Genomic DNA, 26,089 nt, shown 5'->3' with positions numbered 1-26,089 from the left:
AGATGAAAGAAATAGATCTTGTGATTGATACGGAAGAAATCGCTGAATTTTTTTACAGAGAGCTTGCAAGACGGGGCTACATACCGAGTGAGGATGAGCTGTTTGAAATCGCTGATATTACCTTTGATTATTTGATAGAAAAATGTATGATAGATGAAGAGCTGGATGAAGATGAGTGAGGCTTAAAACCGGAGCGGTCAGCTCCGGTTTTATTATTCATGTTCTATGACTTCTGTGAAAATTGAGGTGGTTAAATTGTACAAGCCCGTTAGCTTGTTTCTTTTCTTTCTCATTCTAGCTGCGGCCATTCATACAAATGCTGTTCAATCTGCAGATGAAGCAATAAGCAAGGCAGCTGTTTTGATCCGTCAGCCATGGCTTAATGAAGTCATGACGGGGATCACGCATCTTGGTGCTTCTTCTTTTCTGCTCCCTCTAATTGTCATCATTGGAGCAGGCATGTTTTTCTACAGAAAAACATGGGACGGCCTGTTGATGCTCTTAGTATTCGGCACAGATCGGCTGTTAAACAAAGTCTTAAAAGAATGGATCGAAAGAGTGAGGCCTGATTTTGCACCGCTGGTTCATGAATCATCCTTCAGTTTTCCGAGCGGCCATTCCATGAATGCTGCTTGTGTCTATCCTGTTATTGCTTACTTTTTAGTGAAACACCTCCCGTTTTTGTCCAAGCATAAAAAAATGGTATATATCATAGCCGGTGTAATTACTGTTTTGGTCGGCATAAGCAGAGTCTATCTGGGGGTTCATTTTTTGACGGATGTGTTAGGAGGCTTCAGTCTCGGCTTGCTTCTGTTTTTCCTAGTAAAAGGTTTTGACGAAAAGATTAAGCGGTTTCGACAAAAATAGAGAGAGGAAAACACAGCAAAAACGCCAATATGTTATAGAAATAAAAGGGAGGGGATCTTGATGATGTTATCCGTGTTTAAAAAGAAGTCTTGTTCCTATGACGTGACAATATTTCAGACACCCCGGTTTGGCGAAAAAAAGGGCTACAGAGCCGTCTATCGAACTGAACTGAACGGGAGCGATCATCAAGACGTGCTGAAAAGAGCATTCTCTTTGTTTAATGTATTCGACACTGTTCCGAGTGATTATGATGCAAGATTCATGGCCACAGGGGACGTGATCCTGATTGATGAAGGCAGAAAAGGGAAAACATATTATCAACTGCTTCCCGCCGGCTGGAGGAAAATCAATCGTCTGATTGTACAAACGACATAATGAAAAGAAAACTGCGGAAACCCGCAGTTTTCTGCAGTTTTAAGGCTTGCGTTTGGCAGCAGAATATTCTTTCCCGTGTGCTTCTTCAGCTGCAATGATATCTTTTTCAGGTATATGATTGTTCTTTTTTTGGCCGGTGATCCGGTTACGATGTTTTTTACCCATGTCCTACCCCTCCTTCCTGCGGTTAGGTTTTCAAATTAACACCCCGATTATCCGTTTTTCTGAGGAAGTGCCTAACAGATCCTCGAACATTTCTTTTTTCGACATATTCCTTTATAATCAATGCTGAAGTTTGTTTCATCATGACATTCGTTGTAAAATGGACGGGCTGGATGATAATTTAGATTTACAGGAGGATATGAGATGAGTGTACATATAGGTGCTGAAAAAGGACAAATTGCGGATACAGTGCTTTTGCCGGGAGATCCTCTCAGAGCAAAATTTATTGCAGAAACGTATCTTGAAAATGTAGAATGCTACAATGAAGTCAGAGGCATGTATGGATTTACGGGTACATATAAAGGTAAAAAAATCTCAGTACAAGGCACGGGAATGGGAGTTCCGTCTATTTCAATTTATGTGAATGAATTAATTCAAAGCTACGATGTGCAAAATCTAATAAGAGTTGGTTCCTGCGGCGCTATTCGTAAAGATGTCAAAGTGCGAGACGTCATTTTGGCGATGACCTCCTCAACTGATTCACAAATGAACAGAGTCGCTTTTGGAAGCATTGATTTTGCGCCTTGCGCAGATTTTGAGCTTTTAAAAAATGCCTATGATGCCGCAAAGGATAAAGGTGTGCCGGTGACTGTAGGAAGCGTATTTACAGCTGACCAGTTCTACAACGACGATTCGCAAATTGAAAAACTTGCAAAATACGGTGTGCTTGGCGTTGAAATGGAAACAACTGCATTGTATACATTAGCAGCGAAGCACGGAAGAAAAGCCCTGTCAATTCTCACCGTGAGTGATCACGTATTAACAGGAGAAGAAACGACAGCGGAAGAGCGTCAAACGACATTTCATGATATGATAGAAGTGGCTTTACATTCCGTATCACAATAAAATATATCAAGAGGCGTGCTGGGTGCCGGCAGCCTCTTCTTTATGAATGCGGAAACGATTGATAAAAGGAAGGTAATGTAATATGAAAAAGTCCGGTAAATGGTTCTCACTGGCTGCCGCTCTGAGTGTAACGGCAATAGTCGGAGCCGGCTGCAGCATGTCGAACGGAGATGCTCAAAAGGATACGAAAACCACAGCAGAAACAAAGCAAACAGAACAAAAAACAGCTGACAGCAAAAAATCAAACACTCAAAACAGTGAGTTTTCATTGGAAAGCCAGTATTTCAATGATATTAAAAAAGTCGATGGTCTGGAAACCATTCAAAATCCAGAAAATATACTCGCGCTTGTCAATAAACAATATGCACTGCCCGGAAACTATGAACCTAGCGATCTTGTCATACCTGATGTAGAGTTTTCTTTTGAAGAAAAGATTCAAAAACGTTACATCAGAAAAGAAGCGGCCGACGCATTAAAAACAATGTTCGATGCTGCCAAAAAGGAAGGCTATGAACTGGCAGCTGTCTCAGGGTACCGTTCGTATGACAGACAGAAAGTCATTTTTGACAATGAAGTAAGCCTAAAAGGGGAAAAGAAGGCAAAGGAAGCGGTTGCTTACCCGGGTGAAAGCGAGCACCAAACAGGCCTTGCGATGGACATTTCGAGCCGGAGCAATGGCTTTGAGCTAAATGAAGCGTTCGGAAGCACGGCAGACGGGAAATGGGTGCAGGACAATGCTTATAAATATGGCTTTATCATTCGCTATCCGAAAAATAAAGAAGATATCACGAAATATGAATATGAGCCATGGCATCTGCGCTATGTAGGCAAAAAAGCCGCAAAGGTCATCCAAGATAATGATTTAACGCTTGAAGAGTACTTTGAAAAAGTGAAGAAAATTTAAAATGAAAAGCCCGCTTACACTAGATAAGCGGGCTTCATTGTGTCTGGTGAATCTAGCATTTGTTCTATGCTTACCAGAAGAATAAACCAGCAAGAGCCACTCCTGCAATTAAACCGAGGGAAATCCCGTAAGCCGCTCCATATCCCCAATAACCGCCCCAATATCCGTAACCGAAACCTCTTGGCCCTCCGCCGACCGGAGCTATAAAAACTCTGTCTCTTGTTACACGGGTAATTCTGCCGACGTGAACTCTCCCGCCTCTCTCTGTAATTCTGACGACTTTACCTTGATGGTTTTTGCAAAGATGATAATATCTCTCCAATATTGTTCCCCTCCTATCCTGACTTTCTATCAGCATATGATAGATAGGAAAAAAAGGTTGGACGAAAACAGGGGGCGATACGCCGTTTTACTTGTACGCGATAAAAATACAATGACCCATGTACTCACTATATAACTGCATGAGCTGATAATGTGTTTGAAGCGTATCGTAATAGATGGGATCAATCGTTTGCGATAAATCCATTTCTGTGGTTGGTTCAAATTCCATGTCTTCCGGAAGAAGTGTCATCGCTTCTGTTTTTTGAAAGCCATAGGATCTTAGGAGTTTATGCCATTCGCTTTCTTCATGTAAGCAAGTAAATCCGTAAAAATCCATCATTTGCTTCTTTTCTGCAGGGGGCATCGGTTTTTTTAAAGCAGCTTCGATACCAATCAGCATCCCGCCGGGTTTTAAAACTCTTGAAATTTCTTGAAGAGAGGATGTCAGGCGTGAAAAACTGAGGACCGATTCTGACAGGACGCAGGAAAAGGACTCAGCAGAAAACGGGAGATGTTCCAGCTCCGCCTGATATGCAGGGATGGCAAGCCCTTCATTCGCAAATCTTTTTTTCGCTTTCTCAAGCATAATAGGATCTTTATCAACGACTGTTACAGGATACAGCAAATGTCCTAAATAAGCCGCCGTTTGCCCTGTTCCGCATCCGGCATCAAGAATCGGCTGATCCGGGGAGGGCGCAGCCTTTTGCAAGACCGCTTTTGAAAAAGCCAGCCCGCCTGGGTGCGCCCCTGCGACACCGAATAAGGACAGCATTTCTAAATATCGGCTCAATATCGAATCCTCCTTTTTCCTTATCATATGTCGTATAAAGACATAGGTTTATGAAAAGCAAAAGAAGGGCGTTTCTCTTTCATTTCTGCTCCGAGTTGACGAATAAGAATTCGTCCATGATAATAATGTAAGAAGAAAAAGGTGGTGTTTAATTGAAACGGCAATTAAAACTGTTTTTTATTGTGCTGATCACTGCAGTTGTCGCTTCGGCGCTTACTTTATTTATTACGGGCAATTCCAGTATCCTGGGCCAAAAATCAGCAAGCACAGGAGACAGCAAGTTCGACAAATTAAATAAAGCGTATGAGCAAATCAAAAGTGATTATTACCAAAAAACAGATGATGACAAATTAGTAGACGGAGCAATTAAAGGAATGATTCAATCACTGGATGATCCGTATTCTACATATATGGATCAAGAGCAAGCGAAATCATTCGACGAGACGATTTCAGCATCTTTTGAAGGAATCGGAGCCCAAGTAGAGGAGAAAGACGGAGAAATCCTTATTGTATCCCCAATTAAAGGTTCACCTGCTGAAAAAGCCGGTATCAAACCGAGGGACCAAATCATTAAGGTAAATGGAAAAAGCGTAAAAGGCATGAATGTAAATGAAGCCGTCGCTTTAATCCGAGGCAAAAAGGGCACAAAGGTGAAGCTTGAACTGAACAGAGCGGGAGTGGGGAATATCGATCTTTCCATTAAGCGCGATACCATTCCTGTAGAGACTGTCTATTCAGAGATGAAAGACAACAACATCGGAGAAATTCAAATCACTTCTTTCTCTGAAACAACAGCTAAAGAGCTGACAGATGCGATTGACAGTTTAGAGAAAAAAGGCGCCAAAGGCTATATTTTAGACTTGAGAGGCAACCCGGGCGGCTTAATGGAACAGGCGATTACGATGAGCAACCTGTTCATTGATAAAGGGAAAAACATCATGCAGGTTGAATACAAAAACGGTTCAAAAGAAGTCATGAAGGCCGAAAAAGAACGGAAAGTGACCAAGCCGACCGTCGTTTTAGTAAATGACGGTACAGCAAGCGCAGCCGAAATTATGGCCGCTGCCCTTCATGAATCGTCAAACGTACCGTTAATCGGCGAGACGACATTCGGCAAAGGTACAGTACAAACGGCAAAAGAATATGATGATGGCTCTACCGTCAAACTGACAGTTGCCAAATGGCTGACTGCTGATGGCGAATGGATTCACAAAAAAGGCATCAAGCCTCAAGTGAAAGCAGAGCTGCCTGATTACGCGAAGCTGCCGTATTTGGACGCAGATAAAACGTACAAATCAGGTGATACAGGCACAAACGTCAAAGTGGCTCAGAAAATGCTCAAAGCACTTGGTTACAAGGTAAAGGTTAACAGTATGTATGACCAGGATTTTGTATCTGTCGTCAAACAGTTCCAGAAAAAAGAGAAGCTGAATGAAACAGGCATACTGACTGGCGATACAACAACGAAATTAATGATAGAACTTCAAAAGAAGCTGTCTGATAATGATACGCAAATGGAAAAGGCAATTGAAACACTGAAAAAAGAAATGTAAAAAAAACCATACGCGGCTGCCGCGTATGGTTTTTTTATGCGCCCTTTTGATTTGGATTAGCGTCTTGTTTTTTGCCAAATAAACCTTCAATGACAGGATTGGATCCCGCGTTTTTAACGAACAGCGGATTCAGGATGACCACAGCGATCATGTTGGCGGCCAATCCCCAGAATCCTTCATAAATGCCATGTGCGGATTGAGTGATATACACAATAAACGTTACCGCTAGGCCGGCTAATAATCCGATAACCGTTGCTTCTTTCGTTTGGTTTTTCCAGAACAGGCTGACAGCAATCGCAGGGAAGATTTGCACCATACCGGATACACCTAATAGCTGAAGTGTCACTAAGGCAGTCGGGAACAGCATTCCAAACAGCAGCGCAAGACCGATGACAACAAACACCATTGAACGTGTGACAAGAGTCAGCTTGCTTTGCGACACATTCGGATGAATCAAATCCCGGTATAGGTTGTTGGCGAATAAATTCGATGCGCCGATTGCCATAATGGAACAAGGTATTAATGAAGCAAGAGCGATAGTGGCATATGCAAAGCCTTGTGCCACGCCGCCGTAAGATGTTTGAATCAAATGCAGCAGCGCCAGCCTTGGATTTGTATCTTCCGGCAGAACAAGAAAGGCGATAAAGCCAAGAAAAATAACCAAAATTAACACGATATTATAAAGCGGCAAAAACATGCTGTTTTTTCTTACTGCATCAGCGCTTTTCGCCGTGAAAACACCTGTAGCGGCATGTGCCCACATAAAAAGTGCCAGAGCGGAAACAATAGATGCTGTGATAAACCAAGGAATGCCTTTTGGCCCTTCTGACGGTATCGTCAGCATTTGCGGCGCTTCCTTCACTAACGTGTCAATCATTGGCGTCCAGCCGTTAAAATGAATGAGAGGGAGGGACACCACCATAAACAGCATAATGACCCATACTAAAATGTCCTTAATGATGGCTGTATATGTGGGCCCTTTAATCCCGCTGAAGAATGTGTAAAGAGCAACAAGAATAAATGAAATGATCACAACGAATTTTACGTTAATATAGCCAGTGCCGGCAACCTGAAGCGTGTCTTGAATGCCGCTCAGCTGAAGGCATATGTACGGAATAAGCATGAGTACCCCAACGATGGCAACGAGGCTTGCCAAAAGCTTACTGTTAAAACGTTCCCGGGCATAATCCGCGAGTGTTGTTAATTTATGAATTTTCGCAACTTTCCAAAGTTTTGGCAAGAAGAAGTAGGCGATAAAGTAGGCCAACACAGAATAAGGAATGGCGAAAAATGCAACACTTCCGCCTGTAAAAGCAGTACTGGTCAACCCTAAGAAAGTATAGGCCGTATAAAGGTCAGCGCCTACTAAAAACCAGACGAGAAGACCGCCGAAGCGTCTGCCGCCGACAGACCATTCTTCCACAGAAGTACGTGAGGATTTGTCTCTTCCGGCGAGAAAGCCGATACAGACAACGGTTAAAACAATAATAGCAGTAATGAGAAGTGCAGTCAGATTCCCTTGCATTATTCAAGTCCTCCATCTTTTTTTTGCATCTGATAAATGCCAAACGAGCATAACGGCGTAACAATAATCCACAGCAGCAGCCAAAAGTGGAAAAACGGCAGGCCGAACATAATCGGTTCTATTCGATTCACAAGCGGCAAAAGCGCGAGCTGAACGAATGGCAAAAGAATGAGAATAACAATAAGTGCTTTTTTAACCATTTACTTTCCTCCTGAAACATGATAATGCTCACTATAATAGCAGTTGTAAGAAAAGATCACAAGATAATTATTAGAAAAAAATGATTTTTTCAATTATTTAATCAAAACACATGGTTTGCATCCTTTTCAATAAAGGTTTAAAATAATAAATATCTTGAAATCGAGATAAATAGGAGTGAGAAAATGAAAACAGAAGGATTGCACCATGTCACAGCATTCGCCAGAGATCCGCAAGAAAACTTGCGATTTTATACAGAAGTGCTTGGGCTCAGGCTCGTTAAAAAAACAGTAAACTTTGATGATCCCGGAACGTATCATTTTTACTTTGGGAATCAAAACGGAGATCCCGGTACAATAATGACCTTTTTTCCGTTCCAAGGAAGCGGACAGGGAACGGTAGGAAAAGGCCAAGCGGGCCGGGTGTACTTTTCAGTTCCCTCAGGCTCCCTGTCTTTTTGGAAGGAACGTCTTGAGAAAAGCGGGCTGAGCCTAGAGGAAAAAACGTTGTTTGGTGAAAAAGGTCTTATTTTTGATGATACAGAAGACCTTCCGCTGGCGATCATGGAGGATGCGAAAAGCGGCAAAAGCGAGTGGACGCCTGACGGGATCACAACAAATGAAGCAATTACGGGAATGAAAGGTGTGCTGCTATATTCCTACGACCCGCAGGCGACCATACAATTGTTAACGGAAAGCTTTGGATACACCAAAGTGGCCGAAGAAGACCAGATTGTCAGACTGGCATCTTCAGCGGCGGTCGGCGGTGTCATTGATGTCCATTTACATCCTGAAAAAAGAGGAGTCGGAGGATATGGTACGGTACACCATGTAGCGTTTCGGACTAAGAAAAAGGAACAGGCGAAATGGCTGCCGATTATTGCTGAAAACCATCTGCCTTCGTCAGAAATTCTCGACAGGGAATACTTTACATCAGTTTATTTTAGGGAGAAAGGCGGTATCTTATTTGAAATTGCCACAGATGAACCGGGCTTTATGACAGATGAAACGTTTGCTGAGCTAGGGACTTCCTTAAAACTGCCTGAATGGCTGGAGAAACATAGACAACAAATTACAGACATTTTACCTGAACTTTAAAAGGGGGAATTTATAATGAAGCATATTTATGAGAAAGGAACATCTGACAACGTACTTTTGCTGTTGCATGGCACGGGTGGTAATGAACACGATCTGCTTTCATTGGGGCGGTTTATAGACCCTGATGCCCATTTGCTTGGTGTCAGAGGATCGGTGCTTGAAAATGGAATGCCGCGATTTTTCAAACGTCTGAGTGAAGGAGTTTTTGATGAAAAGGATCTTGTGGTGCGGACAAGAGAATTGAAAGATTTTATCGACGAGGCTGCAGAAACGCATCAGTTTAATCGCGGCCGAGTGATTGCAGTCGGTTATTCAAACGGCGCAAACATTGCGGCAAGCCTGCTTTTTCATTATAAAGATGTGTTAAAAGGGGCTATTCTGCATCATCCAATGGTTCCGATTCGGGGTATCGAGCTGCCTGATATGGCGGGGCTCCCTGTTTTTATCGGTGCCGGGAAATACGATCCTCTTTGCACGAAGGAAGAATCAGAAGAGCTTTACCGCTATTTGCGTGACAGCGGGGCATCAGCCTCCGTTTACTGGCAGGACGGGGGCCATCAGCTGACTCAGCATGAAGCTGAACAGGCTCGTGAATGGTACAAAGAGGCGATTGTATAAAAAAACCTTAGTCCGGATTTCGGACTAAGGTTTTTCATATCCTTACAGCCAAGTTGATACTTTTGAAAGCGGCAGACGGTTGCTTTGATGCGCAGGCTTCACTGCTTTGCCGATTGAAATAAGCATAACCGGAACATAGCGCTCACTGATATCAAATTGCTTTTGGAACTGCTCTTTGTTAAATCCGCCGATTGCGCAAGTGTCATAACCTTTTGCTTTTGCGGCAATCATAAGCTGCATAGCAGCTAAAGAAGCATTTAAGAAAGCGGAATCACGTGCGAATTGCTCGCTTTGGTAAGCACCGTTGATTTGGCCGAGCAATGTTTGTTTGATTTCATCCGTAATATAGCCTTGGCTTGCTAATTCAGCATAAACTTCTTCACCGTTTTCATTTGCCTTTAAATCGCCTAAAATGGCAACAACAGCAGAAGACTCAACGATTTGTTTTTGATTATACGCTACAGGAAGAAGCTCCGCTTTTGATTCATCGCTGTGGAATACTGTAAAATGCCAATGCTGAAGGTTCCAAGCAGAAGGCGCTTTAGTGGCAAGGTCTAATAGCTCAGTCAGCTCCTCCTTAGAGATCGGGGCATTTGTATCATATTCCTTTACAGATGCACGTGCTTTTAAAACATCCAGAGTATTCGTCATAGTGTTTCCTCCTTCGGATAAACGTGGTATGATAATAGAAAAGTTAGAAGCTTACTAAATGTAACTTGAAAGATTATTGTAATGGATCATTGAATACATGTCAATCAATAGATGAAGGGATGAAGACTTATGGGAAATACGATGTGCCCTAAAATGGAATCCGCATTCTCATTGCTGGGAAAACGATGGAACGGTCTGATCATCCATGTGCTAATGGATGGGCCGAAACGGTTTAAAGAGATAACGGAAACAATACCGATGATCAGCCAAAAAATGTTGGCAGAGCGCTTGAAGGAGCTTGAACAAAACGAGATTGTCGAACGGCAGGTTCTCCCTGAAACGCCGGTCAAAGTCATCTACACGCTGACTGAAAAAGGAACAGCGCTTCAAGCTGTATTTCAAGAAATGCAGGCATGGGCCGATCAATTTTGCGAGCCTGGTGACACAGTGTGTGAAGAAGAGAAATAAGGAAAGCGGCACCTGAAAAAGAGCCTTTGTTTCCATGGTGAGTCATGTAAGTACGGTTCACACCCGTTTACATGACTTTTTATATTTGTCAGACTGATATTTCCGGATTGGCAAAAATGTCATGTGCATATGAAGGGGATATATAAAATAGGAAATGATCAATAAGCTATAACATCCAACCTATTGTAAATGGGGATTATGATGTATCTTATTATGCAAATCAGCAAAATTTTATATTTTCAGCCAAAACCCAGTCAGCTTCCAATTGGCATTTAAACCGGATATAAAAGGAGATCCAGGTTTTTCGTATTGCTGGATGCTTCTATACTGATGACTTCCGCATTTATGAAAAAAGAGAGAGCTTCTTTGGAGCTCTCTCTTCTTTTTTTTGTGGGGAGACGAAATCTTATAGTTTTCCATTCAAAAATTGCGCCTCACCGAGACCGAAACTCCAGTCTGCGTCACCATTCTCAGTAATAGATACCATGAGGTCGTCAGGGGAAATTTCGCATTTTTTTTCTAGCCTTTCAGCAAGCAGAGCATACAATTTTTCCTTTTGGCTTTCGGTTCTTGCTTTGCTTGTCATGCTAATGATGACCATATCCTTGGTTCTCTGAAACCCTAATCCCGCATCCTGGATTATAAGCTCGTTTGCGGGATGCTGATGGACAATTTGATAACGGTCTCTTTCCGGAACACCAAATGCTTCAACCATCGCTTGGTGAGCAGTATCTAATAACAATTGCAGCGATTTTTCATCACGGCCCTCAATTACATCAAAACGCAATAATGGCATGTGTACTCCTCCTCTTATGAAGTTGTTATCCGTCTGTTCTCATATTGTCTCATTTGCTTCCAGACAATGGAGAGATATAATGATTGGCAGTCAACTTTAAAAAACATAACATATAACCAAAAGTTAATCAACATATAACTAATAAATCATTGGGTTAGGCGGTAGGTAATCGAGACAAGCTCATAAAAACGATTGACAGTCATTGATTAGGAGATTAGTATGAACATATTAGTTGATCAAAAGATAACAATCATATAACCAAGACGTTTTTAGTTATTAATGAAAGCGCTTTCTGTTCATCTAGGCATGAAAAGCGCCAAAACATTGTCGCGAGAATCATATAAAACACTTTTGGAGGGGTACCATGCCGATTTTAATTGTAGCTGTCGGAGTGCTGATTCTGTTATTTCTCATTATTAAAGTAAAATTAAATACCTTTGTCTCACTGATTGTCGTTTCATTTTTAGTAGCCATCGGACTTGGAATGGATATCAATAAAATTGTTCTTTCAATTGAGACTGGAATTGGCGGGCAGCTGGGGCATTTAGCTTTAGTGTTTGGACTTGGCGCGATGCTTGGGAGGCTTGTCTCAGATGCTGGGGGCGGCTACCGGATCGCCATTACGCTGATTGACAAATTCGGGAGGAAACGAATACAGGCGGCGGTTGTGGTTGCCTCTTTTATCATCGGGATTGCCCTATTTTTTGAAGTCGGTCTTGTTCTGTTGATACCGATTGTTTACGCGATTGCTAAAGAATTAAAAATGCCTTTTCTGTATCTGGGAATCCCGATGGCCGCCGCCTTAAATGTTACTCACGGATTTTTGCCCCCGCATCCTGCTCCAACTGCTATCTCAGTTGCATATGGTGCCCATATTGGCCAGGTGCTGCTTTTTGGAATCATCATCGCTGTTCCGACAACTGTGATTGCCGGGCCTTTATTTAATAAATTTGCGATGAAACGGTTTCCTGGTGCGTATCAAAAGCATGGAAACCTATCGGGGTTAGGACCAAGGAAAGAATTTCAGCTGGATGAAACACCGGGCTTTGCGATCAGTGCTGTCACGTCTTTATTCCCGGTTATCTTTATGGCAATGGCAACAATTTTTTCTTTATTATTGAGTGAACATTCAAAAGGAAAAGACATTATAGAATTTATCGGCACTCCGGGAACGGCAATGCTCATTTCGCTGTTGCTTGCACTCTATACGATGGGATATGCCCGTAAAATATCTATGCAGGAAATCGGCAGATCTATTTCAGAATCAATTTCGCAAATTGCGATGATGCTGCTCATCATAGGAGGGGGAGGAGCGTTTAAACAGGTGCTGATTGACGGCGGAGTCGGCGATTATGTCGCTGATTTTTTCCGTCAAACAAACATGTCGCCGCTATTCGTTGCATGGACCATCGCCGCGGTTCTGCGTCTGTGTCTAGGCTCTGCTACCGTGGCTGCGCTTACCACAGCGGGAATGGCAGCTCCGCTTATGGAGGCTGGCAGTGTAAACCCTGCGTTAATGGTGCTTGCAACAGGAGCCGGCAGTGTCATTGCGTGTCATGTAAATGATGCAGGATTTTGGATGGTAAAGGAATTTTTCGGCTTGAGCATGAAAGAAACATTTCAAACCTGGACGCTGCTTACAACAGTTCTTTCGGTTACAGGGCTCGGCTGTGTGTTATTGGCAGGGCTTGTGATGTAACAATCATAGACAGTCCGTAGCCCAATCGTTTTTCTTCCTTGCTGAATACTTTACGTATAGGCAGACATAAAGGAGGAAAAAATCATGTACCCTCATCATTCGTATTTACGCGGAATCCCAGGTCCAGCCGGATATCCGGCGCGTAGTCCTTTTTTGTTTGGCGCTCCTCTAGTCGGCGGTTTATTAGGCGGTTTTCTCGGGAGTGCGCTGTTTAACTATTCTCGTCCCTATGCCTATCCTCCTGGCCCTTATGGATATGGAGGCGGACCGTACGGTTTTGGTGCCGGCGTGCCATACGGGGGATATCCCGGCTTCTATTAATAAAAAACGGCCTGCATCGATTGCAGGCCGTTTTTTATCGGATGATTTCTACCTCGGACATATTGTAGTCTTGCTGCTTTTGAAACATGACTTCCAGAAGGCCATCCTTATAGACGGCTTTTGTTCCTTTGCGTTTGACTAAACAAGGAAGGTTTACTTTTTTCGGATGATCTGCTCTTGGGAGGTTTTCCAACCATAATTCGTGAGATGTGTGTTTGATTCTCACTTGTTCCAGCCATTCTTCGCTGATTGGCACCTTTACAAACACATGGTCTGCTGTTTCGAATATATCAATATCAGGTTTGACATCAGGTTTTGCATCAGGTTTGGCGGGATGTTCTTTTTGGGGGAGAGGATCGCGGAAAGGAAATTGAGCCGCATAATCACTGCCGAACACACTTTCCATCACACGATTGACATACGTTTCAACTTCTTTCGGATCAGCTTTTTTTAATGCTTCTTTAGAAAATTGATTGTGGAAAGGAAAGTACTTGTTCCACTCAAACATTGTCTTCACATCCTTTCTTCACGGACAAAATAGTATATGCCCACCAGATCTTTCACGTGATATAATATAAGATGCTCTAAAGAAAGGCAGGGATATAAATGCAATATTCAGAAACAAAAAAAGGCGTTATTTACACAGCCGTTTCATTTATCATGTGGGGCCTGTTTCCGCTCTATTGGAAGCTTCTCGAACAGCTGCCGGCTCTTGATATTTTGGCTCATCGTATTATATGGTCTTTTGTTTTTATGTGTATCGTACTTTTTTTCTTGCGGCAATGGAAAATAGGATGGCAGGAGTTGCGCTCTCTGAAAAAGAACGGAGGGATCCTCTCTTTATTTCTTGCTTCTATCCTGATTTCGATCAACTGGTTTGTATACATATGGGCTGTCAACCATGGCTTTTTGCTTGAGGCTAGTCTTGGCTATTACATTAATCCGCTTGTATCAGTGCTCCTTGGGATTTTATTTTTAAAGGAAAAACTGAATCGCCTGCAATTAGTGGCCGTTTCGATTGCGGCAGCCGGTGTCATCATCTCGGCGTTCCAATACGGCTCCATTCCTTATGTTGCGCTTCTGCTCGCATTCAGCTTTGGGCTGTACGGGTTAAGCAAAAAAAGAACAAGCCTGCCGAGCGCCATCGGTTTAACGCTGGAAACATTCATGATTATGCCCATTGCATTGGGGTATTTGCTGTTCAGCGGACATGTTCAGCCAGCGGGTGCAGAAAGCGGAGGGACGTGGCTGCTTCTCTTTTTGGCCGGTGTGTTTACGGCTTTGCCGCTCTTATTGTTTGCGGAAGGAGCGAAACGGCTGCCACTGTATCAAGTCGGTATCTTACAATATATTGCGCCGACCATTACCCTGCTGATCGGGCTGTTTGTTTACCATGAGCCATTTTCAAGCTCGAAGGCTTTTACATTCAGCTGTATATGGGCTGCGCTGCTCTTGTTTACGTTTTCACAAGTGAAGTGGAAACGGGCGTCAAAAAGCCATTGAGGCCTTTGGCTTTTCAGCTGATGCATATATTATGTATAATCATTTCATGTATGTAAGACATAAAGGAGCAAGACGATGGACAATGATAAAGAGATAGTGAAAGCCTATGCTTCACTTTGGAATAACCGATCTCTCGCACATGATGACGCAGAAGCGGTAGCAGAGGCGATTGATCTTGAGCTCTTGGATAAACGAACACATCCAAGACTCCGAAAACCGATGCTGGAAAAATATTTTGCCGCGATTCAGCGCATTGTGAATTCACAGCTCGAACCGGCTGTGAAATATCAGCTGGTCAAATTACATACAGAACGTGCAGAGTATTTAAAAGAAGAAAGAGGGGAGCAATCATGAAAGCGATCATAAAAGAAGATGTGCAAGCATCTTTAGAACGATATGCGGACCGCCCTGTATATATCCATTTAGAAACCACCACAGGTTCTTATTCAGCGCACTTAAATGAAAAGAACATGACGGTTGTTGCGTATATTCGCAATGCAAAAGTCACTTATCATCAGGCAAAAATCAAAGGCAACGGGCCTTACCGCGTTGGCTTGAAAACAGAAGAAGGCTGGATTTATGCTGAAGGCTTGACTGAATACACGGTAGATGAAGAAAACCGTTTATTAATGGCGGGACACCTGCCGGGCGGTAAACTGGCTATTTCTCTGCAAATCAGCGAAAAACCGTTCACAGTTTAAAGAAAAGGGTGAATAATAATGAAAGAACATGTACTAGTAATCCTGCCTCACCCTGATGATGAATCATATGGAGTGGCAGGCCTCATTGCCTTAAACAGAAAAAAAGACATTCCCGTTACGTATGCCTGCGCCACTTTAGGTGAAATGGGCAGAAATATGGGCGATCCATTTTTCGCGAATCGGGAAACGTTGCCGCTGCTAAGAAAACAAGAGCTCATCAACGCTTGCAAAGAAATGGATATCAATGACCTTCGGATGCTTGGACTCCGTGACAAAACGCTCGAATTTGAAGACGATGAGTATTTAGCTGATATCATGGAAGAGATCATAGATGATGTAAAACCAAGTTTAATTGTCACATTTTATCCCGGACACGGTGTGCACCCTGACCATGATGCATGCGGGGAAGCGGTTATCCGTGCATTATACCGCAAAAAGAAAGAAGACCGTCCGCGTACAATCTGCATGGCCATTACCCGCAACAGAGAAGAGGTTCTCGGCGAAGCTGATGTCGTACTTGATATCAAAGAAGTAGCTGATATTAAAATGAATGCGTTAAGAGCTCACCGCACACAAACAGAAGGCATGCTCAGAGAGCTTGAAGAGAAATTGAAAAATAATGAACCTGTTATGGCAACATGGTTTGAAGAAGAAATATATTGGACGTATCAATGGAATGATTAATCAAAAAGGTATAAGGCCTTAAGCCTTATACCTTTTTTAATTTTAAGTCCGATGCAATAGCTGAAGCGAGAGTGGATCTCAAGGAAATACCTTCGAAAGACAAACCTAGCTGAACCGCTGTTTGCGCGATTTCCGGACGGATTCCAGACAAAGTTGAAGAAACACCGATTAAACGAAGCGCCTCAATCAGACTGAACAGCTGATGGGCAACCATCGTATCAATCACAGCTACTCCTGACAAATCAATATACAGTTGTGTCACCTTTTTTTTCGCACATTGATGCAGTGTGTTTTCCATAATCAGCTTGGCGCGGACTGTATCAATATCTCCGATTAAAGGCAGCAGTCCGACGCTGTGAAACAGCACGATGACCGGAGCGCTCAATTCAGTAATCATATCTTTTTGGGCCTGAAGCTGAAGGCTTGTGTTTTTGTACATTTCTTCTATAAAAATATGAATCACAAGATCAAACGCTTTTATAAGGGCGTGATACAGGTCTTCGGCTTCTTCGCTTTTCACAGTATTCTGATTGAGATGGACAAATTCTTTCACATAAGAAACATATAAATCTCTCACTCTGACAAACTCCCGAATAATATAGTGGATAGGAGTTTTTAAATGCTCTTGATCCTGTGTGACTTCAAAGGCCCATTCTTTCAGTATAGGCAAGTATACGTCCTCATCATCTATAAAAATACGGTTTATTTTATAGTTAAAGGCAAGATTCTGGCTCTTTAAATTGTGAATGACAACAGGGTCTGTTGAGGCATAAATGGAATTGGGATCAGTCTCCTCGATTGTTTCATACCATGTTGAACTGATGGTTTCCGCATGCTGGGAAAGATACTCGAATAATTTTTTGTTTTTTGCCATGATTGATCACCTCTTTTAAATGTGTTGTTTTTGCGAATAACGTTTTTGCAGTTTTGCCAGCCTGAAAAACAGCCCAACTGCTCCGGCGGCGAGTCCCGCTATTAATCCAATCCAATAGCCGAATGCACCGAGGCTTGTAAACGTACCGACCATATAACCGACCGGAAGGCCAATGACCCAGTAAGAGACAAAAGCGGCCGCAAGCGTATAGTTCACATCTTTGTACCCTCTGAGTGCTCCCTGGATCGGTGCGGCAACAGCATCGGAAAGCTGAAAAAATAGCGCATAAATTAAAAAGTGCTGTGTCAGCCGGAGCACATCGGGGTCAGAAGTGTACATGCCCGCAATTTGCTCTCTGAATAAAAGGATACAGGCGGCAGTGAACAAAGAAAAGCCGATCGCCATCATGATGCCGATTAAGCTATATGAGCGTGCATCCTTAAAACGGGCTGCACCCGCTTCAAATCCGACAACAATTGTTAGAGCCATGGACACGCTAAGCGGCAGCATATATAAAAGAGACGCAAAATTCATGGCTGCCTGGTGGGACGCGATGGTCACTGTATGAAAATGGCTCATGAGAAGCGTGACAGCTGCGAAAATGCTCGTTTCAAAAAACACGGCGAACCCAATAGGCAGCCCGATTTTGAGCAAATTTTTGCATGCTTTCCAAGAGAACTTATACATGGTAAGAAAAATCCCGTATTCAGAAAACGGTGCGTTTTTATGAATAATGAAAAAACTGATGATGCATATACACCAGTAAGTTAACGCGGATGCCAGTCCCGCGCCTACACCTCCAAGTGCCGGCATTCCGAACTTCCCGAAGATAAATACATAATTCAATACAAAATTGATTGGAAGAGAACTGAGTGTAATCATCATGGTGACTCTCGTTTTTCCTAATGAGTCGATGAATGATCTCAACACGGTGTAAACAAATAAAGGGAAAATTCCCAGTGATAAAAAGCCTAAAAAGTGTTTAGCAATCTGATGCACGTGAATATCAAGGTTCAATCGGCCAAGAATAAGGTCAACTGCAGCATATCCAATCACTAAAACGGCGATGCTAAGAAGCGCGGCCACGTATACAGCTTGTAAAACAGTAAAGGGAATCTTCTGTTTTTTCTCTGCACCTAATAACTGAGCGACAATCGGGGTGACCGCCATTAATATACCTGCAAGTCCTGTGTAAACAGGGGTCCAAAGGCTTGAGCCAATGGCGACACCAGCTAAATCAGCGGGGCTGACTTTCCCTGACATCACAGTATCTAGAAAAGTGATCAGAGAAAGCCCCGCTTGGGTAATGAATATCGGTATTAAAATGTGCAAGAGCTGTTTGATTTTTTCCCGGGCGTTTTGAGTTTCTTTCATACATTGATCTCCGTTTCTTTTTCATAACGAGAGAAATTATAACATTTTATGTATAAAAAGCAATGAACGCCGGGCCTATTCTTTTTTTGTCGGTTTCGTTTTTCTAAACATTTGGGCATAAATAAAAGAAAGCGAAATCACGCCTAAAAAGGTGCAAATATACTGAATGATTCTTTCGATTTCCATTCTTTACATCCCTCCTTTACCAATAGAATGTGCATCAATAAGATAAGCATTCGTGAAAAGTTGGAAATTTAAACAGGAGATGAAGGCTATGCGCTATGAGCAGATATCAGAAAATGCGTTCAAGGGGAAAATACAGGTGTACTTAGAGCAAATATTAGGTGATGCATCTCTAATCTTGAAAACGCTTCACGAAAAAGACCAGTGTCTCCTTTGTGAATTAGATGATTTGGGGCACGTTTTTCAGGACATGCAGGGGATTGCATCCTCCTTTTATTTGCAATCATACATTGAGGAATTTACGCCGGCATTTATTGAGCTGGCCAAGGCGATTAAAGCCTTATCGGAACATAAGCATGGAGCTTTAATTGTGATTGAAAGAGCAGACCCGGTTGAACGTTTTATTCAAAAAGGCACCTCCCTACACGCCGAGATCAGCTCTTCATTAATTGAAAGCATCTTTTTTCCCGGAAACCCTCTTCATGACGGCGCTTTATTAGTGAGGGAAAACAAACTCGTGTCAGCAGCCAATGTGCTCCCGCTGACGACGAAGGAAGTGGATATCCATTTGGGAACCCGGCACCGGGCGGCTCTTGGTATGTCGGGCTATACGGATGCACTGGTGCTCGTGGTTTCAGAGGAAACAGGGAAGATGTCGTTTGCCAAAGACGGTGTATTATATCCGTTAATTTCACCAAGAACGTAAAAATAATAAAAAGGGCCTGATTAAGAATCCTATCATGAGACAAAATGACTGAATTCGTATCTTTATTAAAGCATTCGCTTCAAGCTGAATGCTTTTTGTCTTGAAGACAGGGAATATAAGCTGGTAGAAAAGTTATATGTAATGAATATTAATAAAGTGAAATACTTTACCTGTTTATGTATTTATAGTACCGTATAAAATATTATATAAATTTTCAAAGGAAGGGTGCTGCCGCATGGCAAATGTATTAATGATCGGTTTCCCCGGTGAAGGGCATATTAATCCCTCTATCGGTGTGATGAAGGAGCTGAAATCCCGGGGAGAAAACATTACGTACTACGCAGTGAAGGAATATAAAGAAAAAATCACAGCTCTTGATATAGAGTTTCGTGAGTATCATGATTTCAGGGGAGATTACTTCGGGAAAAACGCAACCGGCGATGAAGAAAGAGATTTCACAGAAATGCTCTGCGCTTTTTTGAAAGCCTGTAAGGATATCGCGACTCATATTTATGAGGAAGTCAAACATGAATCGTATGATTATGTCATATATGATCACCATCTTCTCGCGGGTAAAGTCATTGCCAACATGCTGAAGCTGCCAAGATTTTCATTGTGTACAACCTTTGCGATGAATGAGGAATTTGCGAAGGAAATGATGGGAGCGTACATGAAAGGATCACTTGAAGATTCGCCTCATTATGAATCATACCAGCAGCTTGCAGAAACGTTAAATGCTGATTTTCAAGCAGAGATCAAGAAGCCATTTGATGTTTTTTTAGCTGATGGTGACTTGACAATCGTCTTTACATCAAGGGGATTTCAGCCACTGGCTGAGCAATTTGGCGAGCGATATGTATTTGTCGGTCCTTCCATTACAGAAAGAGCCGGAAACAATGATTTCCCATTTGATCAGATTGACAATGAAAACGTGCTGTTTATTTCAATGGGAACCATTTTTAATAATCAAAAGCAGTTTTTTAATCAATGCCTTGAAGTGTGTAAGGACTTTGACGGTAAAGTTGTGCTTTCCATCGGCAAGCATATTAAAACAAGTGAGTTAAACGACATTCCGGAGAATTTCATTGTACGCCCGTATGTCCCTCAGCTAGAGATATTGAAAAGAGCCAGCTTATTTGTGACACACGGCGGAATGAACAGCACAAGTGAAGGTTTGTATTTTGAAACCCCGCTCGTTGTCATTCCGATGGGAGGCGACCAATTTGTTGTCGCAGATCAGGTGGAAAAAGTCGGCGCAGGAAAAGTGTTAAAAAAAGAAGAATTATCTGAAAGCCTTCTGAAAGAGACGATACAAGATGTAATGAATAATCGTTCGTATGCTGAAAAGGCAAAAGAAATTGGACAATCACTGAAAGCGGCAGGCGGCTCTAAAAAAGCGGCCGATAGCATTCTTGAAGCTGTAAAACAAAAAACTCAATCAGCAAATGCATAGTGTAAAAGCCTGTTCTTATCGAAAGAACAGGCTTTTTGCCATTTCATAAGAGGGATTTGACACGCCGATAGAGAATTGATTAGAAAAATAGACAAGAAAGGAGGAGAAACTGCTTCGTTCATCAATAGAAAACCATCATTTTTACCCTCACTTAAATAGTTCCTTAGACTTTCGAAAAACATATCGTGCTTATGTAAAATGTTAGATGTTTATTTGAAGGTTTAAAGGTCGAACGATGCTGAAAATGCTGCCAAATGTTTGAAAAGGGTTTAACTTGCTGAAAAATTGACGATAAAACAGTTGTGTGCCATTTTTGGAAACAAAACACTAGCTGTTTTTGCAAAAAAACAGTTTAGGAGGTTGAATGAATGAAAAAGAAGATTGTAGCCGGCTTGGCTGTTTCTGCAGTTGTTGGGTCGTCGATGGCCGCAGCACCCGCGGAAGCAAAAACGATAAAAGTAAAAAGCGGTGACTCTCTTTGGAAACTTTCCCGCCAGTATGATACGACAATATCAGCTCTGAAATCCGAAAACAAATTGAAATCAACGATGCTTTATGTCGGACAAAGTCTTAAGGTTCCTGAAACCAGCAAAAAAAGCACGACATCCCCATCTAATTCAAGCAAAACGTCAACATACACAGTTGCATATGGTGATTCCCTATGGATGATTGCTAAAAATCATAAAATGAGTGTTTCTGAGCTTAAAAGCTTAAACAGCCTGAGCAGTGACCTGATTCGTCCGGGGCAAAAGCTTAAGATCAAAGGGACAAGCCGTTCAAGCGGATCAAATGGATCAAAGAAAAACAGCGGTTCCAATTCTTCAGGTTCTTCAAAAAGTACATATACGGTTAAGCTTGGTGACTCACTGTGGAAAATCGCAAACAGCTTAAATATGACTGTAGCCGAATTAAAAACCTTAAATGGCTTAACATCAGATACACTTTACCCTAAACAGGTGCTCAAAATAAAAGGAAGCAGCTCACCGAAGAGCGGAAACAGCGGTTCAAAAAAGCCGTCAAACTCCAATCCCTCAAAAACAACGACGTACAAGGTAAAAGCAGGCGATTCGCTGTGGAAAATTGCAAATCGGCTCGGAGTCACTGTCCAAAGCATCCGTGATAAGAATAATTTATCATCTGATGTGCTGCAAATCGGGCAGGTTCTGACTATTTCGGGAGCATCAAAATCTAATCCTTCAAATCCGACAAAGCCAACAAAGCCAAAAGATAACTCAGGGTCAAACATTCAAATAGGCTCGAAGATTGACAGAATGATCACGGAAGCGAAAAAATATGTCGGAGTGCCTTACCGATGGGGCGGAAACACGCCTGCCGGTTTTGATTGCAGCGGCTTCATTTATTACCTCATTAATAATGTATCATCTATATCAAGATTGAGTACGGCAGGATATTGGAATGTCATGCAGAAGGTCAGCCAGCCGTCAGTAGGAGACTTTGTCTTCTTTACCACATATAAATCCGGCCCGTCTCACATGGGGATTTATCTAGGCGGCGGTGATTTTATTCATGCAAGCTCATCGGGCGTCGACATTTCCAATCTCAGCAATTCGTATTGGAAACAGCGGTACTTGGGCGCAAGAAGTTATTTTTAAAAATGAGTATGACAAAAAGCCTTTTATAGGCTTTTTTGTTTATACCAGACAATGATTGACCACACTGTTAGAAAAAACAAGGGGGAGACAGTATGTACCGTCTCTTGCTGTTGATGATGCTGACGGCACTGGGAGTTGCCGGATGCGGACAAAAAAAACCTCCAGACCCTCCTAACCGGGTGCCGGAAAAAAAAGTGGTTGAAACGTCAGCGTTTGGTCATCATGTCCAGTTGGTCAATCGTGAAGGGAAAGCAGTCGGCTTTATAGAGATCAAAGAATCAGATGATGAAGGCCTCGATATTCATATTTCCGCAAACAGCCTGCGTCCAGGTGCTTCTCTCGGTTTTCATATTTATGAGAAAGGTTCTTGTGTCAGGCCGGATTTTGAATCAGCGGGCGGTCCCTTTAATCCACTGAACAAAGAACACGGCTTCAATAATCCGATGGGGCATCATGCCGGAGATCTGCCGAACCTTGAAGTCGGTGCTGATGGAAAGGTAGATGTCATAATGAATGCGCCTGACACTTCACTGAAAAAAGGAAGTAAACTAAATATTCTCGACGAGGACGGAAGTGCATTTATTATTCATGAACAAGCGGACGATTATCTGACAAACCCAAGCGGCAATTCCGGTGCGCGTATTGTCTGCGGAGCCCTTTTGGGAAATAACGAGAAGCAGTAATATCATCCAAGCCCTTTTGTATTGAGCATACAGGGGCTTTTTTAGTATACTCGTTAAGGAATATGAATAGGAAAGGGAATCTGTCTATGACAACACAACTACAGCACTTAACATTGCCGGAAGATATACAACAAAAGCTTTTATCATATAAAGAGCAGCCTATTTCCCCAGAGTTTCAATCGCTTATAGGAACATCAGGCTATGAGGCGGAGGATGAAGCCATTTTATTTGACGCCATTATTGCATTAGCCATGGGGAAAAATGTCCTGCTGAAAGGGCCTACAGGTTCAGGAAAAACAAAGTTGGCAGAAACATTGTCCAGCTATTTTCATAAACCGATGCACAGCGTCAACTGTTCAGTCGACTTGGACGCTGAGGCATTGGTCGGTTATAAAACGATTGAAAATCAATCTGGCCAGGCGACAATCGAGTTTGTTTCAGGACCTGTTACAAAGGCAATGAAGGAAGGCCATTTTCTTTATATAGATGAAATCAATATGGCGAAGCCGGAAACACTGCCTATTTTAAACGGTGTATTAGATTACAGAAAAATGATGACAAATCCGTTTACAGGCGAGGTCATACGGGCTAAAAGCGGTTTCGGAGTCATTGCAGCCATCAATGAAGGCTATGTCGGAACTGTTCCTCTGAATGAAGCGTTGAAAAACCGTTTTGTCATCATTGATGTGCCTTATATTAAAGGCGAGCTGCTGAAACAAGTGCTCATGTCTCAGTCAGCCTTGAAAGACGAGAAATTGATTGACAGATTTATCACGCTTTCCTCTGACTTGATCGTTCAGGCCAATAACGGACAGGTGTCTGAAGAAGCGGCATCCATCAGAGCTTTAATCGATACATGTGATTTAGCTGCTTATATTCCGCCGCGTCGTGCCATTGAGCGGGGAATTGTAGAAAAGCTTGATGATGATCGGGAAAAAGCGGCTGTCCGAAATATTGCAGAAACTCTGTTTGAATGAGGGGGCTGCGATGAAATTTATCAAATTTAACGACAGCACGATTGATTCATTTTTATTTATGATGCTGACTGATTTGGCCAAAACACTCACCAAGAGTGAAGCGGTAGAAGTGGAGTATGGCGTTCAGTCCTATTACAATCCATTTGAAAAGAAAATCTATATGAGCCACTTTTGGAAAGACAGGGCAGCTCAGGACATGGAAGCGGGTCTGAAAAGCGACGTCTACCTGCGTTCAGTCGGAACAAGATATAGCTCGCTGCATGAGTTTGCGAACTTTTTGAATGATATCCATCGTCATCTTACCTTTAAAAGTTTTGCCAAGCAGCTCTTTATGCTGCTTGAAGACATTAGGATCGAAGAATGCATCAAACGTGAGCGTCCGGGTACGAAACATGTATTTGCGAAGCGAAAAGACATGTACAGAAAACATTTCTCAACCCAGCTGACCTTAAATTTGGAACGAAGCATTTTTACCGATGCGCTCTTTTGCGCGATCTATGTCAAGCTCACAGCGGAATCGCCGCTTGAGACTCTTCCGTCCATGCGTGAAGATATCGATCTGATGCGCCCGTTTATTGAGCAGCAGCTCTTGCGTGTGTATGAAGCAGATTCGACATGGCAGGTTCTGAAAATTGTTGAGGACCTCATGGACGGACTTGAAGAGGTGCTCGATAAAGACATGTTGAACACCTACTTCTTTTTGCCTGAGCTTGACTACGCAAAAGCTGCAGAACAGCCTTTATTTGAAGAAGAGAAAAAAGCGCCGAAGCTGAGTGATGACGTCACGCTTCCAAAACAATCAGACGGTGATGAGGATATCCATGAAGAAGAAATGCCGACATGGCACAGGGAAACAGAAGCACCGTCTAAAAGCTTCCTTCAATTTGATATTGAACACGGCGCAAAATCAGATTTAGGAAAAGATGCTTCAAGGGAAGGCGACGATGGAGATCAGGCCCTTGGCTCTGTTCAAGGATCAGCCAGACAAACGAAACGGAAAGACTATTCCAAGCTGGAAGCGCTGGAGTCTCAAAAAGACCAGCCGAACGGAGCGGGTATGGCTGACGGCAAAGAAAATAAATATGCATTTCCAATTTATAAAGAACCGCAGCCGGCAACCAGTGAAGAAGAGCTTTCTTATAAACAGCAGGCAAAAACGATTGAATCGTATCAAAAGCGTTTGAAACAAATGATTCAAAAAACGCTTGAACATAAAAAAACATTGCCGAGAACAGACCTTCATGCCGGGAGACTGAACAATAAGCTTCTTCGCTACTTCACTGAGCGAAATCCGCGCCTGTTCTACAAAAAGCAAGAACCATCTTCAGAAATCGATGCAGTTTTTACATTGCTGGTCGATTGTTCAGCCAGCATGTTCGACAAAATGGACGAAACAAAACGAGGAATCGTGTTGTTTCACGAAGCGCTGAAATCGGTAGCGGTTCCGCATCAGATTGTCGGGTTCTGGGAGGACACAAATGATGCAACCGAAACAAGCCAGCCAAACTATTTCAATACGGTTATTCCCTTCCAATCATCATTAAGACAAGAGTCTGGACCGGCCATTATGCAGCTTGAGCCAGAAGAAGATAACCGTGACGGGTACGCAATTAGGCAGATGACGAAAAAAATGCTGCATCGCAGCGAGGCGCAAAAGTTCTTAATTGTTTTCTCAGATGGAGAGCCGGCCGCATTTGGCTATGAACAAAATGGGATCGTCGATACAAGTGAGGCGGTTATCGAAGCCCGAAAAAGAGGAATAGAAGTGATAAATGTTTTTCTCTCCAACTCAGAAATAGAAGAATCGCAAATGAAGACGATCCAGGATATGTACGGAAAATTCAGAATATTTGTCCCGGATGTTGATCAGCTACCGGATGTTTTGTATCCGCTGCTGAAAAAACTGCTTCATAAAAGCATAGGATAGCCCTTAATCCTATGCTTTTTGGCGTTTGTTTTTTCGAATGATTAAATTTTTTGTTTTTTATAAAGGTTTTTTACTATTTTGTGAACAATCAAGGTAGAATCAAATTGCAAACAGTGGTAAAATATCGTTGGAAGCGTTTTTATTACATAATTTTGGACAC

General features: G+C 42.5%; 31 protein-coding genes. 21 read left to right on the top strand and 10 right to left on the bottom strand.

What is annotated here, in order from left to right; translation table 11 throughout:
- Positions 1-2 precede the first annotated feature (2 nt).
- The 3 genes from MHB62_RS10520 to yodL all read left to right on the top strand — a co-directional run bounded on the left by MHB62_RS10520 (position 3) and on the right by yodL (position 1,242).
- Positions 3-179, top strand: a complete 177-nt coding sequence (locus tag MHB62_RS10520) for a YozD family protein (protein WP_003231166.1) — start codon at positions 3-5, stop codon at positions 177-179.
- A 76-nt stretch (positions 180-255) separates the two neighbouring features.
- The gene (gene pgpB / locus MHB62_RS10515; RefSeq protein WP_015251881.1) at positions 256-867 is read left to right on the top strand and encodes a phosphatidylglycerophosphatase PgpB; all 612 of its coding nucleotides are present in this window, start codon (positions 256-258) and stop codon (positions 865-867) included.
- A 60-nt stretch (positions 868-927) separates the two neighbouring features.
- Entirely contained in the window at positions 928-1,242 is a 315-nt protein-coding gene (yodL, locus tag MHB62_RS10510) for a shape determination protein YodL (RefSeq protein ID WP_004399431.1), read from the top strand.
- Positions 1,243-1,281: 39 nt separating this feature from the next.
- Here yodL and MHB62_RS10505 read toward each other — a convergent pair whose 3' ends face one another.
- Positions 1,282-1,407 carry a hypothetical protein gene (locus MHB62_RS10505; RefSeq protein WP_003231174.1) on the bottom strand — a complete coding sequence of 42 codons (126 nt, stop codon included), beginning with the start codon at positions 1,405-1,407 and terminating at the stop codon, positions 1,282-1,284.
- 201 nt (positions 1,408-1,608) lie between these two features.
- Between MHB62_RS10505 and deoD the strand changes: the two genes are divergently transcribed.
- Both deoD and ldcB read left to right on the top strand, forming a co-directional pair.
- A complete protein-coding gene (gene deoD, locus MHB62_RS10500) occupies positions 1,609-2,310 on the top strand; it encodes a purine-nucleoside phosphorylase (RefSeq protein WP_003241589.1) in 702 nt (233 codons plus the stop codon).
- An 82-nt stretch (positions 2,311-2,392) separates the two neighbouring features.
- The gene (gene ldcB / locus MHB62_RS10495; protein ID WP_014480046.1) at positions 2,393-3,214 is read left to right on the top strand and encodes an LD-carboxypeptidase LdcB; all 822 of its coding nucleotides are present in this window, start codon (positions 2,393-2,395) and stop codon (positions 3,212-3,214) included.
- A 70-nt stretch (positions 3,215-3,284) separates the two neighbouring features.
- On the opposite strand, the gene MHB62_RS10490 is transcribed toward ldcB, so the two are convergent.
- Together MHB62_RS10490 and MHB62_RS10485 are read right to left on the bottom strand one after the other, a co-directional pair.
- Positions 3,285-3,536 (bottom strand): hypothetical protein, encoded by a 252-nt coding sequence (locus tag MHB62_RS10490; RefSeq protein WP_003231182.1) that lies wholly within the window; start codon positions 3,534-3,536, stop codon positions 3,285-3,287.
- A gap of 87 nt (positions 3,537-3,623) precedes the next feature.
- Positions 3,624-4,325 (bottom strand): class I SAM-dependent methyltransferase, encoded by a 702-nt coding sequence (locus MHB62_RS10485; protein WP_015251882.1) that lies wholly within the window; start codon positions 4,323-4,325, stop codon positions 3,624-3,626.
- A gap of 152 nt (positions 4,326-4,477) precedes the next feature.
- On the opposite strand from MHB62_RS10485, the gene ctpA reads away from it, so the two are divergent.
- On the top strand, positions 4,478-5,878 hold the full coding sequence (gene ctpA / locus MHB62_RS10480) for a carboxy-terminal processing protease CtpA (RefSeq protein ID WP_003231186.1): 1,401 nt from the start codon (positions 4,478-4,480) through the stop codon (positions 5,876-5,878).
- A gap of 34 nt (positions 5,879-5,912) precedes the next feature.
- Here the strand turns inward: ctpA and MHB62_RS10475 are convergent, their stop codons facing one another.
- Both MHB62_RS10475 and MHB62_RS10470 read right to left on the bottom strand, forming a co-directional pair.
- On the bottom strand, positions 5,913-7,403 hold the full coding sequence (locus MHB62_RS10475; protein WP_004399269.1) for a sodium:solute symporter: 1,491 nt from the start codon (positions 7,401-7,403) through the stop codon (positions 5,913-5,915).
- Complete coding sequence (locus MHB62_RS10470) at positions 7,403-7,603, bottom strand: DUF3311 domain-containing protein (protein ID WP_003231189.1); 201 nt, start codon at positions 7,601-7,603, stop codon at positions 7,403-7,405. The genes MHB62_RS10475 and MHB62_RS10470 overlap by 1 nt, the downstream gene beginning before the upstream one ends.
- A gap of 183 nt (positions 7,604-7,786) precedes the next feature.
- Here MHB62_RS10470 and MHB62_RS10465 point away from each other — a divergent pair, with 183 nt between their 5' ends.
- Together MHB62_RS10465 and MHB62_RS10460 are read left to right on the top strand one after the other, a co-directional pair.
- Entirely contained in the window at positions 7,787-8,698 is a 912-nt protein-coding gene (locus MHB62_RS10465) for a ring-cleaving dioxygenase (protein WP_003231191.1), read from the top strand.
- 15 nt (positions 8,699-8,713) lie between these two features.
- Positions 8,714-9,316: an alpha/beta hydrolase gene (locus MHB62_RS10460; protein WP_003231194.1), complete on the top strand. Its 603-nt coding sequence runs from the start codon at positions 8,714-8,716 to the stop codon at positions 9,314-9,316.
- A gap of 42 nt (positions 9,317-9,358) precedes the next feature.
- Here the strand turns inward: MHB62_RS10460 and MHB62_RS10455 are convergent, their stop codons facing one another.
- Positions 9,359-9,967: a nitroreductase family protein gene (locus MHB62_RS10455; RefSeq protein ID WP_003231196.1), complete on the bottom strand. Its 609-nt coding sequence runs from the start codon at positions 9,965-9,967 to the stop codon at positions 9,359-9,361.
- A gap of 129 nt (positions 9,968-10,096) precedes the next feature.
- On the opposite strand from MHB62_RS10455, the gene yodB reads away from it, so the two are divergent.
- Positions 10,097-10,435 (top strand): transcriptional regulator YodB, encoded by a 339-nt coding sequence (gene yodB / locus MHB62_RS10450; protein ID WP_004399427.1) that lies wholly within the window; start codon positions 10,097-10,099, stop codon positions 10,433-10,435.
- 406 nt (positions 10,436-10,841) lie between these two features.
- Here yodB and MHB62_RS10445 read toward each other — a convergent pair whose 3' ends face one another.
- Positions 10,842-11,231, bottom strand: a complete 390-nt coding sequence (locus MHB62_RS10445) for a tautomerase family protein (protein ID WP_003231200.1) — start codon at positions 11,229-11,231, stop codon at positions 10,842-10,844.
- Positions 11,232-11,595: 364 nt separating this feature from the next.
- Between MHB62_RS10445 and MHB62_RS10440 the strand changes: the two genes are divergently transcribed.
- Together MHB62_RS10440 and MHB62_RS10435 are read left to right on the top strand one after the other, a co-directional pair.
- On the top strand, positions 11,596-12,930 hold the full coding sequence (locus MHB62_RS10440) for a gluconate:H+ symporter (RefSeq protein ID WP_003231203.1): 1,335 nt from the start codon (positions 11,596-11,598) through the stop codon (positions 12,928-12,930).
- An 84-nt stretch (positions 12,931-13,014) separates the two neighbouring features.
- Positions 13,015-13,251 (top strand): hypothetical protein, encoded by a 237-nt coding sequence (locus MHB62_RS10435; RefSeq protein WP_004399366.1) that lies wholly within the window; start codon positions 13,015-13,017, stop codon positions 13,249-13,251.
- A 34-nt stretch (positions 13,252-13,285) separates the two neighbouring features.
- Here MHB62_RS10435 and gerT read toward each other — a convergent pair whose 3' ends face one another.
- A complete protein-coding gene (gerT, locus tag MHB62_RS10430) occupies positions 13,286-13,759 on the bottom strand; it encodes a spore germination protein GerT (protein WP_003231207.1) in 474 nt (157 codons plus the stop codon).
- Positions 13,760-13,857: 98 nt separating this feature from the next.
- Between gerT and rarD the strand changes: the two genes are divergently transcribed.
- The 4 genes from rarD (at position 13,858) to bshB2 (ending at position 16,139) form a co-directional block, all read left to right on the top strand.
- The gene (gene rarD / locus MHB62_RS10425; protein ID WP_015383877.1) at positions 13,858-14,754 is read left to right on the top strand and encodes an EamA family transporter RarD; all 897 of its coding nucleotides are present in this window, start codon (positions 13,858-13,860) and stop codon (positions 14,752-14,754) included.
- A 75-nt stretch (positions 14,755-14,829) separates the two neighbouring features.
- Complete coding sequence (locus tag MHB62_RS10420) at positions 14,830-15,108, top strand: hypothetical protein (protein WP_003231211.1); 279 nt, start codon at positions 14,830-14,832, stop codon at positions 15,106-15,108.
- On the top strand, positions 15,105-15,455 hold the full coding sequence (locus MHB62_RS10415) for a YojF family protein (protein ID WP_003231213.1): 351 nt from the start codon (positions 15,105-15,107) through the stop codon (positions 15,453-15,455). Before MHB62_RS10420 ends, MHB62_RS10415 begins: the two co-directional genes overlap by 4 nt.
- An 18-nt stretch (positions 15,456-15,473) precedes the next feature.
- The gene (gene bshB2 / locus MHB62_RS10410; protein ID WP_003231215.1) at positions 15,474-16,139 is read left to right on the top strand and encodes a bacillithiol biosynthesis deacetylase BshB2; all 666 of its coding nucleotides are present in this window, start codon (positions 15,474-15,476) and stop codon (positions 16,137-16,139) included.
- Positions 16,140-16,164: 25 nt separating this feature from the next.
- Here bshB2 and rsbRC read toward each other — a convergent pair whose 3' ends face one another.
- Both rsbRC and MHB62_RS10400 read right to left on the bottom strand, forming a co-directional pair.
- Positions 16,165-17,013, bottom strand: a complete 849-nt coding sequence (gene rsbRC / locus MHB62_RS10405) for an RsbT co-antagonist RsbRC (RefSeq protein WP_003231216.1) — start codon at positions 17,011-17,013, stop codon at positions 16,165-16,167.
- 15 nt (positions 17,014-17,028) lie between these two features.
- Entirely contained in the window at positions 17,029-18,387 is a 1,359-nt protein-coding gene (locus MHB62_RS10400; RefSeq protein WP_003231218.1) for an MATE family efflux transporter, read from the bottom strand.
- Positions 18,388-18,652: 265 nt separating this feature from the next.
- Between MHB62_RS10400 and cdaS the strand changes: the two genes are divergently transcribed.
- From cdaS to MHB62_RS10370, 6 genes are all read left to right on the top strand, one after another.
- Positions 18,653-19,276 (top strand): cyclic di-AMP synthase CdaS, encoded by a 624-nt coding sequence (cdaS, locus tag MHB62_RS10395; RefSeq protein WP_010886531.1) that lies wholly within the window; start codon positions 18,653-18,655, stop codon positions 19,274-19,276.
- Between the two features lie 235 nt (positions 19,277-19,511).
- Complete coding sequence (locus tag MHB62_RS10390) at positions 19,512-20,729, top strand: macrolide family glycosyltransferase (protein ID WP_003231222.1); 1,218 nt, start codon at positions 19,512-19,514, stop codon at positions 20,727-20,729.
- Between the two features lie 368 nt (positions 20,730-21,097).
- Positions 21,098-22,342: a D-gamma-glutamyl-meso-diaminopimelic acid endopeptidase CwlS gene (cwlS, locus tag MHB62_RS10385; protein WP_029318035.1), complete on the top strand. Its 1,245-nt coding sequence runs from the start codon at positions 21,098-21,100 to the stop codon at positions 22,340-22,342.
- Between the two features lie 92 nt (positions 22,343-22,434).
- Positions 22,435-23,025: a superoxide dismutase family protein gene (locus tag MHB62_RS10380; RefSeq protein WP_015251895.1), complete on the top strand. Its 591-nt coding sequence runs from the start codon at positions 22,435-22,437 to the stop codon at positions 23,023-23,025.
- Between the two features lie 62 nt (positions 23,026-23,087).
- Positions 23,088-24,002: a MoxR family ATPase gene (locus tag MHB62_RS10375; protein WP_010886530.1), complete on the top strand. Its 915-nt coding sequence runs from the start codon at positions 23,088-23,090 to the stop codon at positions 24,000-24,002.
- Between the two features lie 10 nt (positions 24,003-24,012).
- Complete coding sequence (locus MHB62_RS10370; RefSeq protein WP_032722004.1) at positions 24,013-25,929, top strand: nitric oxide reductase activation protein NorD; 1,917 nt, start codon at positions 24,013-24,015, stop codon at positions 25,927-25,929.
- Positions 25,930-26,089: the final 160 nt, after the last annotated feature.

Origin of the sequence: Bacillus sp. FSL K6-0255, assembly GCF_045040725.1 — a bacterium.
In the GTDB taxonomy this organism is placed as follows: domain Bacteria; phylum Bacillota; class Bacilli; order Bacillales; family Bacillaceae; genus Bacillus; species Bacillus subtilis.
This window is presented reverse-complemented; position numbering and strand designations above follow the sequence as displayed.

Coding starts and splice junctions, on each gene's coding strand:
- MHB62_RS10520 (WP_003231166.1), top strand. CDS start 3: ATGAAAGAAATAGATCTTGTGATTGATACGGAAGAAATCGCTGAATTT.
- yodL (WP_004399431.1), top strand. CDS start 928: ATGATGTTATCCGTGTTTAAAAAGAAGTCTTGTTCCTATGACGTGACA.
- MHB62_RS10505 (WP_003231174.1), bottom strand. CDS start 1,407: ATGGGTAAAAAACATCGTAACCGGATCACCGGCCAAAAAAAGAACAAT.
- deoD (WP_003241589.1), top strand. CDS start 1,609: ATGAGTGTACATATAGGTGCTGAAAAAGGACAAATTGCGGATACAGTG.
- ldcB (WP_014480046.1), top strand. CDS start 2,393: ATGAAAAAGTCCGGTAAATGGTTCTCACTGGCTGCCGCTCTGAGTGTA.
- MHB62_RS10475 (WP_004399269.1), bottom strand. CDS start 7,403: ATGCAAGGGAATCTGACTGCACTTCTCATTACTGCTATTATTGTTTTA.
- MHB62_RS10470 (WP_003231189.1), bottom strand. CDS start 7,603: ATGGTTAAAAAAGCACTTATTGTTATTCTCATTCTTTTGCCATTCGTT.
- MHB62_RS10465 (WP_003231191.1), top strand. CDS start 7,787: ATGAAAACAGAAGGATTGCACCATGTCACAGCATTCGCCAGAGATCCG.
- MHB62_RS10460 (WP_003231194.1), top strand. CDS start 8,714: ATGAAGCATATTTATGAGAAAGGAACATCTGACAACGTACTTTTGCTG.
- MHB62_RS10455 (WP_003231196.1), bottom strand. CDS start 9,967: ATGACGAATACTCTGGATGTTTTAAAAGCACGTGCATCTGTAAAGGAA.
- yodB (WP_004399427.1), top strand. CDS start 10,097: ATGGGAAATACGATGTGCCCTAAAATGGAATCCGCATTCTCATTGCTG.
- MHB62_RS10445 (WP_003231200.1), bottom strand. CDS start 11,231: ATGCCATTATTGCGTTTTGATGTAATTGAGGGCCGTGATGAAAAATCG.
- MHB62_RS10440 (WP_003231203.1), top strand. CDS start 11,596: ATGCCGATTTTAATTGTAGCTGTCGGAGTGCTGATTCTGTTATTTCTC.
- MHB62_RS10435 (WP_004399366.1), top strand. CDS start 13,015: ATGTACCCTCATCATTCGTATTTACGCGGAATCCCAGGTCCAGCCGGA.
- gerT (WP_003231207.1), bottom strand. CDS start 13,759: ATGTTTGAGTGGAACAAGTACTTTCCTTTCCACAATCAATTTTCTAAA.
- rarD (WP_015383877.1), top strand. CDS start 13,858: ATGCAATATTCAGAAACAAAAAAAGGCGTTATTTACACAGCCGTTTCA.
- MHB62_RS10420 (WP_003231211.1), top strand. CDS start 14,830: ATGGACAATGATAAAGAGATAGTGAAAGCCTATGCTTCACTTTGGAAT.
- MHB62_RS10415 (WP_003231213.1), top strand. CDS start 15,105: ATGAAAGCGATCATAAAAGAAGATGTGCAAGCATCTTTAGAACGATAT.
- bshB2 (WP_003231215.1), top strand. CDS start 15,474: ATGAAAGAACATGTACTAGTAATCCTGCCTCACCCTGATGATGAATCA.
- rsbRC (WP_003231216.1), bottom strand. CDS start 17,013: ATGGCAAAAAACAAAAAATTATTCGAGTATCTTTCCCAGCATGCGGAA.
- MHB62_RS10400 (WP_003231218.1), bottom strand. CDS start 18,387: ATGAAAGAAACTCAAAACGCCCGGGAAAAAATCAAACAGCTCTTGCAC.
- cdaS (WP_010886531.1), top strand. CDS start 18,653: ATGAAGGCTATGCGCTATGAGCAGATATCAGAAAATGCGTTCAAGGGG.
- MHB62_RS10390 (WP_003231222.1), top strand. CDS start 19,512: ATGGCAAATGTATTAATGATCGGTTTCCCCGGTGAAGGGCATATTAAT.
- cwlS (WP_029318035.1), top strand. CDS start 21,098: ATGAAAAAGAAGATTGTAGCCGGCTTGGCTGTTTCTGCAGTTGTTGGG.
- MHB62_RS10380 (WP_015251895.1), top strand. CDS start 22,435: ATGTACCGTCTCTTGCTGTTGATGATGCTGACGGCACTGGGAGTTGCC.
- MHB62_RS10375 (WP_010886530.1), top strand. CDS start 23,088: ATGAATAGGAAAGGGAATCTGTCTATGACAACACAACTACAGCACTTA.
- MHB62_RS10370 (WP_032722004.1), top strand. CDS start 24,013: ATGAAATTTATCAAATTTAACGACAGCACGATTGATTCATTTTTATTT.